Genomic DNA, 16,320 nt, shown 5'->3' on the forward strand with positions numbered 1-16,320 from the left:
GCAGGCAGGTCTCTCCCCGGTCCATGGAACACAGGTACCACTCGGCTTCGCGGATACCGAATTCATCGGTGCTGTCGGCGTACTTCTCTGCATGCTCGGTGGCGTAATAGGCAATGTCATTGCCTTCGCGCACAAAATAGAGATCCAAGGTTCCGACATCACTGCTGTGCTCGTCGACGCCGGCAAACTGGTCATCCAGTCCATCGTAAACACCCGGCTCGGTATGCACATAAAGGGCACTGATGGAGGGGTTGCTCAGCATGGTATCCAGCGTCAGCGTGCGGACACTGTCTCTGTTGTAGGGCTCGCCATTGTTTTCGACTGACGTGCGTTCGAGCTGCGTCTGCAGCGTTCGCGTGGTGGCCAGGGTGCCTCCAAGCAGGCCGCGAATGGCCTCCGATGTCCCCAGGGTGGATTCGCGCAGAATGTCCTCTGCCTGCTCCGCCAGAGTTTCGGTCATGCGTTCCTGAGCGGTCAGTGCTGACGCATTCAGCGTGCGCCAGGCGATAAACACCATGACCAGGATGGCAATAAACAGAAGGACGGCAATGGAGGCGCTCAGTTTGAAGCGCAGGCTGGACGTGTTCATGGGGCATATCTCTTGTTCTGATGAGTATTACCAGTTTAGTCGGCCAATATGACGTGTGCTTGAACAATAGACACGGCCCTGTAGGGTCTGCACACTGTCAGACAACAAACCATATCAGCAGGGAGTGACAGACAATGAGACTGGTCAGTGCACAGGAAGTCGCCAGGGCGATGCCATGGCGGGCAGTGATCGACCGCATCGGCGAGGCATTTCGGGACGGGGTTCAGGCGCCGCCACGTCACCACCACAGCATAGAGCGGTCGGACGGTGAGGCCACCCTGCTGCTGATGCCGGCCTGGCAGCCCGAAGGGTTTATCGGGGTCAAGCTGGTCAATGTGTTTCCCCAGAATGCCGCCCACGGCATGCCTGCCATCTCGGGGATTTATCTGCTCAGCGAGGGCAAGCATGGCCAGCCGCTGGCCTGTCTGGATGGCAGTGAACTGACCCGGCGCCGCACGGCAGCGGCGTCGGCGCTGGCTGCCCGCGAACTGGCCAGAGAAGACAGTCGCACGCTGGTGGTGGTAGGCACCGGCAAACTGGCACCCATGCTGATAGAGGCACACGCCGCGGTGCGACCCATCGAGCGGGTGCTGGTCTGGGGACGCAATCCGGACAAGGCCCGGGCGATCGCCGTGGATTATCAGGATCGCTTTCAGACGGAAGCCGTGACCGACCTGGCCACTGCGGTTGCCAGTGCAGACATTGTCAGTTGCGCCACTCTGTCACAACAGCCGCTGATTCTCGGTGAATGGCTGCAGCCCGGTGTACATCTGGACCTTGTAGGTGCCTTCAAGCCCGTCATGCGGGAAACCGACAGCCGCTGCCTGCAGCGCAGCGACGTGTTTGTGGATACGCACGCCGGTGCGCATGGTGAGGCCGGCGATATCCTGCAGGCGGTGGAAGAAGGTGCCTTTCGAATGGAAGACATCCGCGCCGACCTCCATCAACTGATGCGCGGTGAGCACGGAGGACGCAGTGGCCCGGAGGCCATTACCCTGTTCAAGTCAGTTGGCGCCTCACTGGAGGATCTCGCCGCCGCCACCGTGGTGTGGGAGAATCTGGACGAGGCATGAGCTGGCGCCAACGCAAAGGTGTTAGTGCAACAGCTTGTCCAGTTCCGAAGTCAGGCGGGTAATTTCGTCGGCAGATTGCCCGGTGCGCTCGGCAAGATTCTTCACCTCATCGGCGACCACGGCAAAGCCGCGCCCCGCGTCGCCGGCTCGGGCAGCTTCGATGCTGGCATTGAGGCTGAGCAGGCGCAGGGTTTTCAGCATGTTGAGAATGGTCTGGGTTTCCTTGACGATAGAGGCGCTGTGCGACTCGACAATATCTGATTGCTGGCGCCGCAGCAGCTCGTTCTCCTTGCGTTCGTTGATATCGACGACCACCCCCTCCAGATAGAGTACTTCGCCGCTCTCGTCTTTGACGCCGCCCCCGTTTTCATTGACCCAGACCACTTCCCCGTCCTGGCGGGTAATCCGGTAATCCACATCCCAGCCACGGTCCTCTTCCAGTGCCTTTTCCACCGCTTCGTCGACTGCGGGCACATCCTCGTCAAGGATCAGCGCAATGTAGGAGGCTTTGGCATTGTGAACCAGGTCACCCATTGCATAACCGGTCAGCGCCTGCACCCGGCCGAACATGTTCAGCATGGTATAATGTTCATCCAACTGGCACCGATAGAGAAACCCGGTCATTCGGTTGGCTATACTGTTAAAAATAGCGGAGTCATCTTCCATCGTGCCGGTTCCTCAAGTGCGATCGGGCAGGCTCGGACGGGTTACCCAAAATTTAGTATAGAGGTTGTATCGACAGCCGATACTGCTTCTTGATGACTTTCAAGCCTGCATGGGCGCTGACAGCAACAGGGCATTACCTATGAAAACAGGATTCCGACTGATAACCCTAACGGCGATTGCCGCATTGGCGCTCTCTGCCAACGCGTTCTATATGGACGCTCGCATCATCGGTGGCGAGGATGCCGTGGCGGGAGAGGTGCCTTGGCAGGTGGCGCTCATCAGCAACAAGAACGACGCCTTTTCTTCGCAATACTGCGGCGGCAGTATCATTGATGAAGAGTGGATAGTGTCTGCCGCACATTGTCTGTTCGACAACAGTGGCGAACAGATGGCAAGTGCAGGGTATATTCTAGCCGGCGTGCTGAAGCTTTCAGACGGCACGGGCTCCGACTTTGTCGAAGTCGAGTCTTTTGAACTGCACCCTGACTATGACGACGTCACCTTCGAGCATGATATCGCCTTGCTCAAACTGAGCGAGCCACTGGATCTGGACGGGCTCCACAGCGAGCGCATTGCCTGGTTGGTCCCTGAACTTGATGAACTGGAAGAACAGGGAACACCGGTAACGGTCAGTGGCTGGGGCAGTATCGACCCCGATCCGGATGTGGGTGATTACCCGGATGAACTGCAGGTGGTTGAGCTGGAGATGATCGACTGCAGCAGCACAGGCTATTCAGACGCCACGGACAATATGCTGTGCGCTACCAATGAAGGCTATACCAAGGAAGGCTATACCAAGGACTCCTGTGTGGGCGACAGCGGTGGGCCAATGGCTGTGCAGAAGGACTCGGGTGACTGGTACCTCTCGGGCATAGTCAGCTTTGGTCCGCCTGAGTGTGCTACAGACAATCTGCCTGGCGTTTATACCCGGGTAAGCCAGTACAATGCCTGGATTCAGGAGATTACCGGACTGGAACCGCCCGAGGGCACTGTGATTGAAGACGTCGACAGCGGGGCGTCCGGTGGCAGCGGGTCGTCCGGTGGAGGTGGCTCAAGCAGCTCCGGGTCCATGGCCAATCCTGCAACCTGGCTGATGCTGTTGCTGCTGGGCGGGCTTGCACTGTCAGCCCGATGGAAAAGAGTTAACCAGCCTGCTGGAGGTCGGTCATGAAACCTGTTCTGTTGATCAAGGGACTGGCCACGGCGGCCTGTTTGCTGCTGATGGGCTGTGCTCAATTGTCCGGGGCCGACAACAGTCTGTATCACGACTGGCGGCTGATCGAAGTGCAGGGAGACGAGGGTAATTTTGAACTGGGCGACAGTGACCCCCGGTTCACCCTGCGTCTGGACAGAGAAGGCTCCGCCAGCGGGCACGTTGCCTGCAACCAGTGGCGTGGCGTGCTGGAGGTAGAGTCCAACGCGCTCGATATCAGCAATGCCAGCAGCACCCGCGCGCGCTGTCGGTTCGAGCGGGAAGGCCTGCAGGCGCTGGAGCCGCGTTATCTGGGACAACTGCAGGATCAGCCGGTCTATGTGTTGCGCGACAATGAACTGTACCTGACCACTGACACCGGAGAGCAATGGCGTTTTGTTCGCCGCTAGGGAGACTCTTGTTGGTTTCGTTCCGATAACTGATGGTTGGTCGTCTTTCCCGGGTTGCAGGGCGCCGCAGCAAGCGCCATCATGGTCCACGTCATTACAGGGAAACGCCAATATGACTGAATCCAAACAATCCATACGGGACTGGCTGGTCAATCACCTGGTGGAAATCAGCACGGCCGTGATGGCGGCATTTTTCACTGCGCTGATGTTCCGGGTGGGCATATCCATGCTGTTCGCCATTATCATGGGGCTGGTACTGGCCTATTCCATCCGGCTGTTTGGTGCCGCCAAGGCATTGAACGCCATCAAGGCCAAACTGATCTCGGCGAAAGAACTGATTCGCCCGGAATAACCGCCTAGTGTCCTGTCTGGTTAATTCGACACTGCTCTGAGCCATTGAGGTGATTCACTTGCAACGTCAAACTGTGAAGCTGTTGTGCTGCGCCCTTTTGCTGTCGCCGCTGGCCGCACTGGCAGATGGCTATACCGAAGTGACTCTGGAAGGGGGGATTCTCGGTTTCAGCTACAACGATGCCCAGATTCCCAATAGCAGCAGTGCCGATCGGTTTGATGTCACCGAAATCACCGGGGCAGGGCCCATTGCCTATGGCCGTCTCAATATCCAGCGGCGCCTGGGTGATCGTCATCTGCTGCGCGGCCTGTATGCGCCGGTGCGCATCGAGGGGATCGGCACCTTTGACGACGACGTGCGCTTTGATGGCGAGACTTTCGCCGCCGATACCTCGATCAGTGGCCTCTATCAGTTCAACACCTATCGCCTGACCTACCGGTATGAGTGGTTGCAACGGCCGGACTGGACAGTGGGCGTCGGCGCGACCGTGCTGGTGCGGGATGCCAATATCCGCCTGGTGCAGGGTGAGACGCGGGCCGAGAGCACCGATCTTGGTGCCGTGCCGCTGCTGCATTCGAATGTGCAGTACCGTTTCAACGACCGCTGGGGCGCCGAGTTTGATATCGATGCCCTGGCCAGCCCGATGGGGCGTGCTGTGGATGCCATTCTGATGGGCACCTACCAGCGCCAGGAAGATGTCACCTGGCGGCTGGGTTATCGCACCCTGGAAGGCGGCGGTGATGGCAGCTCTGTTTACACCTTTGCCTGGCTGCACTATGCCATGCTGGGCATCAGCTACCAGTTCTGAGATGACAACGACAAGTGCTGCGTCCGCAGGTCAAGCGGCGGGATTTTTGCGCGCCATAATACTTCGCTGCTATCAAAAATACAAAGCTCATAGTAAAAGACAATGTCATTGATAGCTCTTCATAACTATCTAATTTAGATAGGCCTAATATACTGGTGTTCATCGGCAGGCAACGAACCGCCGAGATAACACTTGCAACATCAGGAGGTCTATTATGACTTTGCGTTTAGGGGACACCGCTCCCAACTTCACAATCGCCACAACCAAGGGCGATATCGATTTCCACGAATGGCTGGGTGATTCCTGGGCATTCTTCTTCAGCCATCCGGCTGACTTCACTCCGGTCTGCACCACCGAGATGGGTCGTACCGCCCAGCTTGCAGACCAGTTTGCGGCGCGCAACGTGAAGCCGCTGGGGTTGTCCACCGACACCGTGGAAGAGCACGTGAAGTGGATCCACGATGTGAATGACACACAGAACACCACCCTGGAATTCCCCATTGTCGCCGATGCGGAGCACAAGATAGCGCAGCTGTACGACATGATCCATCCGGGTGAAAGCGAGACGGCTGCAGTGCGCAGCGTCTTCATCATTGATGCGAACAAGAAGATTCGCCTGACCATGACCTATCCAATGTCAGTAGGGCGCAACTTTGACGAGATCCTGCGGGTAATTGACGCCCTGCAGCTCGGTGATGAAAAGCGCATTGCCACACCGGCCGACTGGCGCCCGGGAGATGAGGTGATCATCCCGCCGTCCATCACCAACGAAGAGGCGAAGGATATTTTTCCTCAGGGTTGGAACGAAGTGCGTTCCTACCTTCGACTGACCAAGGTCTGAAGGTCGCTGACCAGGCTGTAGATTGATCCGTCGGCCCTGAAGAATCAGGGCCGACTTTTTTTTGCATAACTGTATTAGCCCGCAAACAGGGAGACCAAACTTGCGTGTTCCAGCTCCTTTCAGACGTCTGTTAACCACCTTTCTGATGTCACTTTATATGGTGATTGTCATGACCTTCGTCATAACCACGGTCAATACGGGTTTTGACAGTGACTTTCCCGCGCGGTGGGGGCGTGCCTTCCTGATCGCGTGGCCGATTGCCTTTGTCGTGATCTTGATTGGAGCGCCCACCGTGCAAAAGCTCGCTGACAAACTCCTGGCATCGGGCTGATGGCCATGATGAGCGCTGCTGCGAAAGTGCGGGCTCACAGCACGCTGGCCTGTGTCATGGCCTTCTCGTCTTTCCGGGCACCCGGGAACAGGGTGTAATAGAATACCGGAGCAGCCACCAGCGTCAGCAGTGATGCGAACATCAGCCCGGACATGATGGTCACCGACATGGACGCAAAGAACGGGTCCCACAGCAGCGGTATCATGCCCAGTGCGGTCGTGGTGGCGGCCAGCAGCACCGGCCGCACACGACTGATCGATGCATTGATGATGGCCGGGGTAATGGTATCGCCGGCGTCACGTCGCAGATCCACCTCTTCCACCAGCACAATGCCATTCTTGATCAGCATGCCCGACAGACTCAGCAGCCCGAGCAGGGCGGTAAACGTGAACGGCAGGCCGGTACCGAGCAGCCCCAGGGCGGCGCCATTGACGGCCATGGGCACCAGCAGCCAGATGACCAGCGGCTGGCGCAGCTTGCCGAACAGCAGGATGGAGATCAGCACCATGGTCAGAATGCTGATCGGCAGCCGGACCGCGAGCGCTTCATTGGCCATCTGCTGGGCTTCATGTTCACCACCCCAGGCCAGGCTGTAGCCGGGGGGCAGCTCCATGGCTTCTATATCGGCGCGCACTTGGCTGAAGGCATCGGCGGCAGTTACCCCCATGACGGCATTGGCCTGCACGGACAGCGTCGGCTGTCGATCACGATGGTAGATCAGTGAATCACGCGGGTTCAGTGTGAAGCCGTCCAGTACCTGTGACAGCGCCAGATAACCGTTGGCGGCTTCGGAATAGACGCGCTGGTTCATCAGGTGACCCGGCTGTTCACGGGAATAGTCCGGGGCCCGAACAACAATGGGAATCAGCCGGTCGCCTTCGCGTACTTCACCGGCGCGGATGCCATCGGTGGCCATCTTCAGGGCCTGGGCCGTGTCTTCGCGTGATACCCCGGCCGCCTGAGCGCGTTCCTGTGCGTAGTTGGGCAGGGCGGTCAGTTCCCGTTCATGCCAGTCGGTGCGCACCGCTTCCAGTATGTCGGGTCGGGCCTCCAGACGTGCGCCTATCTCGTCGCCGAGCTGGCGCAGTACATCGGCATTCTTGCCGCTGATCCGGGCTTCCACATCGGCGCCGGCGGGTGGGCCGAAGACAATGCGCTGGGTGCGCACCCGCGCCTGGGGCAGGGCCTCGGTGGACACCTCATTCAGCGCCTGCATCAGGCCGGGGATGTTCTGCAACGACTCGGCCTCAACAATCAACTGCGCGTAGGAAGGGTCCTGCTGTTCGGGTTGATAGGTCAGCAGAAAACGCGAGGCGCCCTGGCCGACGGTGGTGGTGACCCGCGCCACGTCATCCCGTTCCAGCAGCCACTCTTCCAGCACGCGAACCTGCTCCGAAGTTTCGCTGATGGCCGTGCCCTGCTGGAATTTCACATTGGCATAGAAAATCGGCGTATTGGAATTCGGGAAGAACTGCTGGCTGACCAGCGTAAAGGCAAAATAGCAGGCGGCAGTGATACCCACCAAAGTTACTATCACCAGCCAGCGCAGCTTCAGCGCTACTCCCAATGCCTTGCCGTAGGCGCGGAAAATCCAGCGGTCATAGGGGTCGTCGGAGCCATCGCTGGCGCCCTGAAGAAACAGTTTGGAAGCCAGCAGCGGGGTCACGGTGACGGCAAATATCCAGGACAGGATCAGTGAAATGGAGACCACCGCGAACAGCGAGAACATGAACTCGCCGGTGGAGTCCTGACTCAGGCCGATACCGGAAAAGGCCATGATGCCGATCACGGTGGCACCGAGCAGCGGCAGTTGCAGGCGCTTGCCGGCGCGACCGGCCGCCTTGCGCGCTGACAGGCCGCGGCGCATATCCACCTGCATGGACTCGGCGATCACGATGGCGTTGTCCACCAGCATGCCCATGGCGATGATCAGGGCACCCAGCGAGATGCGCTCCACCTCGATCTCCCAGATCCACATGAAGAAAAAGGTGGCGATGACATTGAGGCCGAGAGACACCCCGACCACGGTGGCCGAGCGCCAGCCCATGAACAGCGCCAGTACTGCAATCACGATGGCCACCGACATGGCCAGAGACTGCAGAAAGGACACACTGGTCTCGTCGACCACTCGGTGCTGTTCGTAGATGGGCTCGAGCGTCAGGCCTACCGGAATCAGGTGATCGATCGACTCGAGATGTCGCTCCACGGCGCGCCCCACATCGACAATGTTGCGATCCGACAGGCCGGCGATACCGATGGTGAAGGCATCATTGCCATTCAGCCGGATAACCTGCTGCGGCTGGTCATTGCGCCGGCGCTCGACCGAGGCAAAGTCCACCAGGTTCAGCAACTGACCGTTGAAGCCGATGGTCAGCCCTTCCACGGCACGAATCGAGTCCTCCTGTGCAGGCGACTCTATCTGAGTACGCAGGCCGCCGCGCACGGCCTGCCCGGAATCGGACAGGGCGTCACTGTTGGCAATGGCGCCCAGGATGGCATTGGGGGGCACGGCCAGATTGTTGGTCTGCTGCGGGGAGGGGTAGACGTAGATGAACTCCTCCGGCAGCCCCATGACTTCCACATCGGCCACCCCGTCGACGCTCAGCAGTTCGCGGCGCAGAAAGTTGGCTATATCATGCTGTTCGGCATCGCTGAATCCGTCGGCGCGCACCGCATAGTAGAGGCCGTAGACATCGCCAAAGGAATCATTGACGAACGGCGGCCGGGCCCCGGGCGGCAGGTTATCGGCCGCATCGGAGACATTGTTGCGCAGTTCGGTCCAGAGCTGCGGCACGTCAGCCGGGCGCACCGCCATGTCCAGTTCGACGCTGATGATCGACAACCCCGGCTGGTTGCGCGAACTGATCCAGTCCACCTCGCCAATCTGCTGGATGGCAGACTCCAGAGGCTCACTGATTTCGGCGGCTACCTCTTCGGCTGTCGCGCCCGGGTAGGCAGTGGTGACAATGGCCTGCTTGATGGTGAAGGACGGGTCTTCCAGTCGACCGACGGAATTGAAGCCCACCAGCCCGCCGACCAGGGCGCCGACCACCAATAGCCAGACATACAAGGGCTTGTCGATGGCCCATTGGGTGACTCTGAACATCTCAGTTGTGCCCCCGGTAGCCAGTGAAGCGCCGTACCGCCTGACCTTCATCGAGCAGATGGGCGCCGGCAGCGACTATTTCTTCGCCGGGCCCGAGGCCACTGACAACTCTGATCGTGGTGCCGTCCGGCGTGTCGATGGACACCGCCCGACGCTCGACACGACCGGTGTCTTCGCCGGTGGGCGTATACACCATCACATGGGCGCTGCGGTCGGACGCAATCTGCACGGCAGAGGCCGGCACGGTGACGCCGTTCTGTTCCGGGGCAGGCAACTGGGCAATCACCGTCGCAGACGCACCGGGAAGCAGCGTGCGTTCGACGGGTTCGGCGAGGGCCAGCGTCACCACATAGGACTGGCCGATGCGTCCGGCTTCAGCCACGAATTCACGCAACTCGAGATCAAACTGGGGACCGCCCTGAACCAGTTGCAACCGGAACTGCAGGTTGGCCGGGTCACCGATCTCCGACAACAGGCGCTCCGGCACGTCAATGCGTACCCGGATTTCCGACATGTCATGCAGGCGCAGCACCGGCTGGCCCGCCGACACAGTAGTGCGGTTGGCAACCATGCGCTCTGCCACCAGGCCTTCGAAGGGTGCCTCCAGTGTGGCATCTTCCAACGCCGCACGAGCTTCTTCCAGTTGCACGTCGGACTGGTCGCGTGTCGTCATCGAATCTTCCAGTTGCGCCTGGGTGATGGCATTGCGTTCAATCAACTGCTGGTTGCGAGCGACGCTGCGCTGCGCCTGTTCCAGCGAGAGTTCCGCCTGGCGTACATTGCGTTCCAGAGGGGCCAGGTTCAGCCGTGCCAGCAGATTGCCCTCACTGACGGCCGAGCCCTCAATGGCCGGGAATTCGACGATCTGCCCGCCCACCTGAAAGGCCAGATCAACGGTTTCCCGTGCCGCGATGCGGCCATAAAAGCGTCGTTCACCCCCCGTGTCTTCCGACTCGGTCATGAACAGGCGCACGGGTTTGAGAGTGGTGTCGCTGACCGGAGACTGGGCCGAGGCAGAGGCCGCCAGACCGAGCAGCAAACACAGGGCAATAGATCGCATGGCAAATCCCATCGAAGAGTAATGTCGGCGTTATATACAATGTTAACATGGTACGCTGACAGTCTCTGTACAGACCAGTGACATTCGTCACGGGTCTGCAGGCGATGACTTGCCTGGCGCTCAGACCGGTCGCGCCCGCCCGCTCCAGGCCGACCATGAATAGAGCCCGAGCGCTATCCAGATCACCACAAAGCTGGCCAGTACGCCCAGACTCAGCGGCTCGTTGAACACGAACAGCGCGATCAGGAATTGCAGAGTGGGGTTGATGTACATCAGAAAGCCTACGGTGGCCAGGCGCAGGCGGCGCGCGGCACCGGCAAACGCCAGCAACGGCAACGCGGTGGCGACGCCAGCCGACAGCAACAACAGCATGGTCTGTCCATCGTTGGTGAAGTTCGACAGCCCGGTCGAACTCAGCCAGGCCAGCGCCAGCAGGCCGATCGGCAACAGCAGCAGCGTCTCGACAAAGAGCCCGGACAGGCCGTCGAGCGTTACTTTTTTGCGCATCAGACCATAGGTGCCGAAAGAAAACGCCAGCACCAGCGCTATCCAGGGGAAGATACCCAGCAGCACCAGTTGATACAGGATGGTGAGCGCCGCCAGCACCACGGCAATCGCCTGCAGCCGGGAAATGGTCTCGCGCAGAATGATCATGCCCAGCGCCACATTGACCAGAGGCGTCAGAAAGTAGCCGAGACTGGCCTGCAGCACGTGTCTGGTGCTCACAGAATAGATGAAGACCAGCCAGTTGACCGCGATCAGCACCGCACAGGCAAGCACAAATCCCAGCTCTTTGGGGCGGGACAACGCAGCGCGCACCGGCCCCCAGCGGCGCAGCAAGGTAATGACGAAAGCCAGGAACAGGCAAGACCAGATAACCCGGTGAATCAGTATTTCCCAGGCGGGAATACCATCGAACAGCGCAAAATAGAGCGGAAAGCTGCCCCACAGGGTGTAGGCCGTCAGGCCAAAGAGGACGCCTTTGGCTGCTTCTTCCGGCCCGGGTGCCTGTGCGGTGTGGCTTGTCATGGATGCAGTTTCCCGAATGCTGAGGGTGGGGGCGAAGCCCAACAAGGGCGCTATCGTGGCGGGAGGATGAACAGCGGTCAAGTTCTATCTGCGCAAGCCGATAGCAGTGCAATGCGATACAGGCTGCTTCTCTGGTCTGTCTCGGAATCAATGCCGTATAGAGTCCCAAGCTTCCGATGGTGTGACCAGATGAAAACCCTCTACTGGATGACGCGTGATCTGCGACTGCATGACAACCCCGCACTGCAGGCCGCAGCGTCGAGTGACCAATTGTTGTGTGTTTTTGTCGTGGATCCGCATTGGTTCAGACCGGGGCGCTACCAGGCCCGCCCACTGGGAGCTCGGCGCTGGCACTTTCTGTGGCAAAGCCTTGAAGCATTGGACAGTCAACTGCGGGCTCTGGGCCAGCGCCTGCATATTGCCTATGGTGAGCCGGTAGAGACGCTCAGTGTGCTGTGTCGCAACCATGGTCTGGATCATCTGCTGACCTCCCGGCAGCCCGGCACCGAAGAGGCGGCGACATGGTCACGCCTGCAGAAATCGCTGCCGCAGGTGCACTGCATTCAGGTCGAGACACTGAGCCTGTTCGAAGAGCAGGACCTGCCCATGGCGCTCTGTGAGTTGCCCGATACGTTTTCTGCCTTTCGGCGCAAGATTGAAAAAGCCGGCCTCTGGTCACAGCCTCCCTTGCCGGCGGTGGAAGCGCTGCCCCCGGCGCCGGGTTTGCCAGAGGATGCACGCGCGCAGTGTCCGCCAGTGCACAAACAGACTACCCTGATGGTGCAGGGTGGCGAAAACGCAGCCCTGTCGCAGGTTCAGCACTACCTGTTCGAGACTGACCGGATTGCCACCTACAAGGAGACCCGCAATGCGCTGGATGATGATACTGCCTCCAGTCGCCTGAGCTTCTGGCTGGCCAACGGCTGCCTGTCGGCGCGTCAGGTGGCGGCCGAGATACGCCGCTATGAGCAGGAGCGGCAGGCCAACGAGTCGACCTACTGGCTCTGGTTTGAACTGCTCTGGCGCGAATACTTTCACTGGTATGCCTTGCGCCATGGCAATGGCCTGTTTCGCTTTGCCGGCATTCATGATGCCCGCCGCCGAGCCAGTTTTTATCCGCACCGGTTCAAGGCTTGGTGCGAGGGGTCAACAGAATGGCCGCTGTTGAATGCAGCCATGAACCAGTTGCGTGACACCGGCTACCTGTCCAACCGGGCTCGGCAGATCGCCGCCAGTGGCCTGGTGAATGAACTGGGCATCGATTGGCGCTACGGAGCGGCCTGGTTCCAGCAGCAACTGATTGACTACGATGTCGCCAGCAACTGGGCCAACTGGCAGTACATTGCCGGGGTGGGCGCCGACCCGCGTGGTGGGCGGCACTTCAATCTGGACAAACAGGCGGCGCAGTTTGATCCGCAGGGGGACTATGTGGCCCGCTGGCGCGGGGTCGCCGAACAGGTGGTGGGGTTGCACACCGTAGATGCTGCCGACTGGCCGATAATCCAGCCATCAGATTAACCATTTTCCGGTCATACCACCGTGCAGCGATGCCCGGCAACCGGACCAGAGAGGAAGAAGTACCATGTTGCAGCAGTTGTTCAACTCGAATAAGCGCGGAGTGCCCGCCCACCATATTCTGGACCAGGCGCCGGACGCCTTCCTTACTATCGATGCCAAGGACCAGGTCACCTACCTGAACCAGGCGGCAGGCCGGTTGCTGGGTGTTGATGCGGATGATTTTGACGGCCAGCCGGCCGGCAAACTCTTCTCCTCCGAGGTGGCGCGGCAACTGCAGTCGTCCAAGAGCAAGAGCTTTGAGGCTGACCTTGAAGCCGCCAGTGGCAGCAAGATCAGAGCCCGGTTTGATGTGACCACACTGCAGCAGCAGAACAAGACTCTGCGCTCCGTGTTTATCAGCGATATCACCGCCGAAACCATGGCGCTGGACAACATGAACCAGATGCTGGAACAGGCCCTGGATGCGGTCGTGTCGCTGGATGACAAGGACACGGTCACCTTTTTCAACAAATCGGCGGAAGCGCTTTGGGGTTACAGCCGCAAGGAAGTGCTGGGCAACAATGTGAAGATGCTGGTTCAGCAAAGCCTCACGCAACATGAATCCGGGCACGAATCGAGCCGCAACAGTGGGTCAAAACCGACCGGTGGCGGCTACAGGGAACTGGCCATCGAGCGCAAGGACGGTGGCTTGCGCTGGGGCCAGGCGTCGATCAGCAAGACCGACTTCGCCGGTCGCACAAGCTACACCGCCTTTATCAAGGACGTGACCGAAGAAGTCGAAGAGCGTGAAAAAATGGAGATGCTGTCGCTGGTGGCTGATCATGCCAACAATGGCATCATTATCACCGACGGTCACGGCGCGATCGAGTACATCAACCCGGGCTTCGAGCGCATTACCGGCTACACCCTCGAAGAAGTGCGCGGTAAAAAGCCGGGCTCTGTGCTCCAGGGTGAAGGCACCGATCCGGACACGGTGCGCTACATCCGCGAACAACTGGATCGGCGGGTGCCGTTTTATGCCGAAATTCTCAATTATCACAAGAATGGCACACCCTACTGGATTTCACTGGCCATTGCGCCGGTGTTTGACGAGCGGGGCCAGGTAGAGCGCCTGATCGCGGTAGAGGCCGACATTACCGAAGGCAAGCAGGCCAATGTCGACTTCACGCGACGACTGCAGGGTATCGAGCAGGCCATGGTGGTGATGGAATTCGAACCCGACGGCCGCTTTATTTCCGCCAACAAGCTGATGGAAAAAAGCATGGGCGGTCCTGACAAGGCGGCTCAGGTGGCGAAGGAATTATGGTCGCAATTGCCGAAAGACAGCCTGGAATCGCTGCGCAAGGGCAATGAGGTGGTGGGCAAAGCCTATTCCCGTTTGTCTGGCATCCCCGAGCTGGCGCTTGATTATCAATTGGTTGCCCTGAAACAGTTTGATGGCAGTGTCAGGCGCTATGTGCTGTCGGGCATCAACATCACCAACCGGCATCGTGCGCTCAATGAAACACGTGAAGCCATGGAATCGGTGCTGCAGGTCAGCAACCAGATCAGCGGCATCGTGTCGACCATCAACGCCATAGCCGACCAGACCAACCTGCTGGCACTGAATGCCGCCATCGAGGCCGCCCGCGCCGGAGAGGCCGGCCGCGGGTTTGCCGTCGTAGCCGACGAAGTGCGTACCCTGGCCAGCAAATCCAGCGGCTCCGCCGGCGAAATCGACAAACTGGTGGAAGAAACCAACCAGCGCGTCGAAACCCTCGCCAGCCTGCTCAACAACATCGAAGGCTGACAGGCACCCTCCGTTGTAGGCGCAGGCCTTGGCCGCGCTCGGCGGCGCAGCCGCCCATTGAAGGGGCCTCCGGCCCCAAGCGCGGCCAAGGCACGCGCCCACAGGATGGCACAATTCTTCCGTAGGAGGCCACCCCGCTGGCCGATTTGAAAAGGGGCCTTCGGCCCATCGCGCAACGGGGTGCGCTCCCACAGGGTGGCTCATTTGTTCCGTAGGAGGCCACCCCGCTGGCCGATTTGGGAAGGGGCCTTCGGCCCATCGCGCAACGAGGTGCGCTCCCACAGGGTGGCTAATTTGTGGGCTCTGGCTTGCCTGCGCTCGGCGGCGCAGCCGCCCCGTTTGGGGGCCTGCGGCCCCATCGCGCAACGGGGTGCGCTCCCACAGGGTGGCTCATTTGTTCCGTGGGAGGCCACCCCGCTGGCCGATTTGAAAAGGGCCTGCACCCCAAACCCCGCCCTCTATTGGTTGGCAACACCAAAGGGAATATGAACCATCGGCACTTCTCCACCCTGCGACTCCAGATGACTGCGCTGGTCATCAAAGAACATGTGCGGCTTAAGCACTTCAAGAATACGCCGCTTGCGCATCCCGCCCAGAAAAAACACCTCGTTGGCATCCACACCCCAGTGTTCAAGGGTGGTGATGACCCGTTCATGTGACGGCGCATTGCGTGCCGTAACGATGGCCGTGCGCAGAATACGCTTGTAGCCGGCATCCCTGTCCAAGGCCTTGTTTTCCAGAGCCTGAATCAGCGACAACCGACGGATCAGATCAGCAAGTGGCCCCGGCTCGTGCGGAATATGAGCCTTTGAGGTCTCATGCTGGTGAAAGTCTTCCAGTTCCCCATCCTTGTAGATCCGCTCCGAGGCATCATCGGCAATGACGCCGTCGAAGTCGAAGGCGATCCGCAGTTCCGGGTCGGCCTCGTCGTCGACAATCTGGGTGCGCAGCACCGTGCCGGCCGGATAACCATAATCAATGGCTTTGGACACATCCCCCTCATTGGCCGACAGAAACAGCGCTGCATTGAAGGCCGGAATATAGGGGTAGGGCGACTTGCCTTCCAGAAAGGCCGCGCGACTGATGTCCAGGCCATGATGCTCGATGGAGCGGAAAACACGCTTGCCGGTAATCGCCGAGTTGCGCGACAGCAACACTACTTCAACCGGCTTCTCTTCCGGAAAGCGGGTGTTCAGACTGAGAAATCGACGCACAAAGGGAAAGGCCACACCCTTGCCCAGCGGCTGCTCCAGGTGATTGGCCTGATAGGTGCGATAGGCAATGGGCCCCTGCTCACGAAACACCTGGTCCGACTCGCGCAGATCAAACAACGCGCTCGAGGCCACGGCAATCACCAGCTTGTCTTCAATGGGGTAGGGCATAAATTCGGCGGGTTCCTTGGGTTGTTGGGCAAGGCCTTGGTAGCACGAATCTACTTTAGCAGAGTTGCACTGCATGAGGGGCCTGCGGCCCATCGCGCAACGGGGTGCGCTCCCACGGGGTGGCTCATTTGCTCCGTAGGAGGCCACCCCGCTGGCCGATTTGGGAAGGGGCCT

14 protein-coding genes and 1 pseudogene are annotated in these 16,320 nt (G+C 59.7%); 9 read left to right on the forward strand and 6 right to left on the reverse strand.

Going from position 1 to position 16,320, the window contains the following annotated elements; all coding sequences use genetic code 11:
- Positions 1-589, reverse strand: a pseudogene (locus LAT62_RS12115) (hypothetical protein); the annotation flags it as partial.
- A gap of 134 nt (positions 590-723) precedes the next feature.
- Here LAT62_RS12115 and LAT62_RS12120 point away from each other — a divergent pair.
- Positions 724-1,662: an ornithine cyclodeaminase family protein gene (locus tag LAT62_RS12120; protein WP_293384086.1), complete on the forward strand. Its 939-nt coding sequence runs from the start codon at positions 724-726 to the stop codon at positions 1,660-1,662.
- 21 nt (positions 1,663-1,683) lie between these two features.
- Here the strand turns inward: LAT62_RS12120 and LAT62_RS12125 are convergent, their stop codons facing one another.
- Positions 1,684-2,328 carry a PAS domain-containing protein gene (locus tag LAT62_RS12125; protein WP_293384089.1) on the reverse strand — a complete coding sequence of 215 codons (645 nt, stop codon included), beginning with the start codon at positions 2,326-2,328 and terminating at the stop codon, positions 1,684-1,686.
- Positions 2,329-2,467: 139 nt separating this feature from the next.
- Here LAT62_RS12125 and LAT62_RS12130 point away from each other — a divergent pair, with 139 nt between their 5' ends.
- The 6 genes from LAT62_RS12130 to LAT62_RS12155 all read left to right on the forward strand — a co-directional run bounded on the left by LAT62_RS12130 (position 2,468) and on the right by LAT62_RS12155 (position 6,262).
- The gene (locus LAT62_RS12130; RefSeq protein ID WP_293384092.1) at positions 2,468-3,499 is read left to right on the forward strand and encodes a serine protease; all 1,032 of its coding nucleotides are present in this window, start codon (positions 2,468-2,470) and stop codon (positions 3,497-3,499) included.
- Complete coding sequence (locus LAT62_RS12135; protein WP_293384095.1) at positions 3,496-3,930, forward strand: META domain-containing protein; 435 nt, start codon at positions 3,496-3,498, stop codon at positions 3,928-3,930. Before LAT62_RS12130 ends, LAT62_RS12135 begins: the two co-directional genes overlap by 4 nt.
- Before the next feature lie 112 nt (positions 3,931-4,042).
- On the forward strand, positions 4,043-4,282 hold the full coding sequence (locus LAT62_RS12140; protein WP_293384098.1) for a hypothetical protein: 240 nt from the start codon (positions 4,043-4,045) through the stop codon (positions 4,280-4,282).
- A gap of 58 nt (positions 4,283-4,340) precedes the next feature.
- Positions 4,341-5,090 (forward strand): hypothetical protein, encoded by a 750-nt coding sequence (locus LAT62_RS12145; protein WP_293384101.1) that lies wholly within the window; start codon positions 4,341-4,343, stop codon positions 5,088-5,090.
- A 214-nt stretch (positions 5,091-5,304) separates the two neighbouring features.
- Positions 5,305-5,931, forward strand: coding sequence for a peroxiredoxin (locus LAT62_RS12150; RefSeq protein WP_293384104.1), 627 nt, complete (start codon positions 5,305-5,307; stop codon positions 5,929-5,931).
- Between the two features lie 145 nt (positions 5,932-6,076).
- The gene (locus LAT62_RS12155; protein WP_293384126.1) at positions 6,077-6,262 is read left to right on the forward strand and encodes a DUF2798 domain-containing protein; all 186 of its coding nucleotides are present in this window, start codon (positions 6,077-6,079) and stop codon (positions 6,260-6,262) included.
- 34 nt (positions 6,263-6,296) lie between these two features.
- Here LAT62_RS12155 and LAT62_RS12160 read toward each other — a convergent pair whose 3' ends face one another.
- The 3 genes from LAT62_RS12160 to rarD all read right to left on the reverse strand — a co-directional run bounded on the left by LAT62_RS12160 (position 6,297) and on the right by rarD (position 11,457).
- The gene (locus LAT62_RS12160; RefSeq protein ID WP_293384107.1) at positions 6,297-9,368 is read right to left on the reverse strand and encodes an efflux RND transporter permease subunit; all 3,072 of its coding nucleotides are present in this window, start codon (positions 9,366-9,368) and stop codon (positions 6,297-6,299) included.
- Position 9,369: 1 nt separating this feature from the next.
- Positions 9,370-10,428, reverse strand: a complete 1,059-nt coding sequence (locus LAT62_RS12165) for an efflux RND transporter periplasmic adaptor subunit (protein WP_293384111.1) — start codon at positions 10,426-10,428, stop codon at positions 9,370-9,372.
- 120 nt (positions 10,429-10,548) lie between these two features.
- The gene (rarD, locus tag LAT62_RS12170) at positions 10,549-11,457 is read right to left on the reverse strand and encodes an EamA family transporter RarD (RefSeq protein WP_293384114.1); all 909 of its coding nucleotides are present in this window, start codon (positions 11,455-11,457) and stop codon (positions 10,549-10,551) included.
- Positions 11,458-11,646: 189 nt separating this feature from the next.
- On the opposite strand from rarD, the gene LAT62_RS12175 reads away from it, so the two are divergent.
- Both LAT62_RS12175 and LAT62_RS12180 read left to right on the forward strand, forming a co-directional pair.
- Positions 11,647-12,975 (forward strand): DASH family cryptochrome, encoded by a 1,329-nt coding sequence (locus LAT62_RS12175; RefSeq protein WP_293384117.1) that lies wholly within the window; start codon positions 11,647-11,649, stop codon positions 12,973-12,975.
- A 64-nt stretch (positions 12,976-13,039) separates the two neighbouring features.
- A complete protein-coding gene (locus LAT62_RS12180) occupies positions 13,040-14,764 on the forward strand; it encodes a PAS domain S-box protein (RefSeq protein ID WP_293384120.1) in 1,725 nt (574 codons plus the stop codon).
- 458 nt (positions 14,765-15,222) lie between these two features.
- On the opposite strand, the gene LAT62_RS12185 is transcribed toward LAT62_RS12180, so the two are convergent.
- Positions 15,223-16,146: a 5'-nucleotidase gene (locus LAT62_RS12185; RefSeq protein WP_293384123.1), complete on the reverse strand. Its 924-nt coding sequence runs from the start codon at positions 16,144-16,146 to the stop codon at positions 15,223-15,225.
- Positions 16,147-16,320: the final 174 nt, after the last annotated feature.

It is taken from the genome of Natronospirillum sp., from assembly GCF_022565775.1.
Lineage (GTDB): Bacteria > Pseudomonadota > Gammaproteobacteria > Pseudomonadales > Natronospirillaceae > Natronospirillum.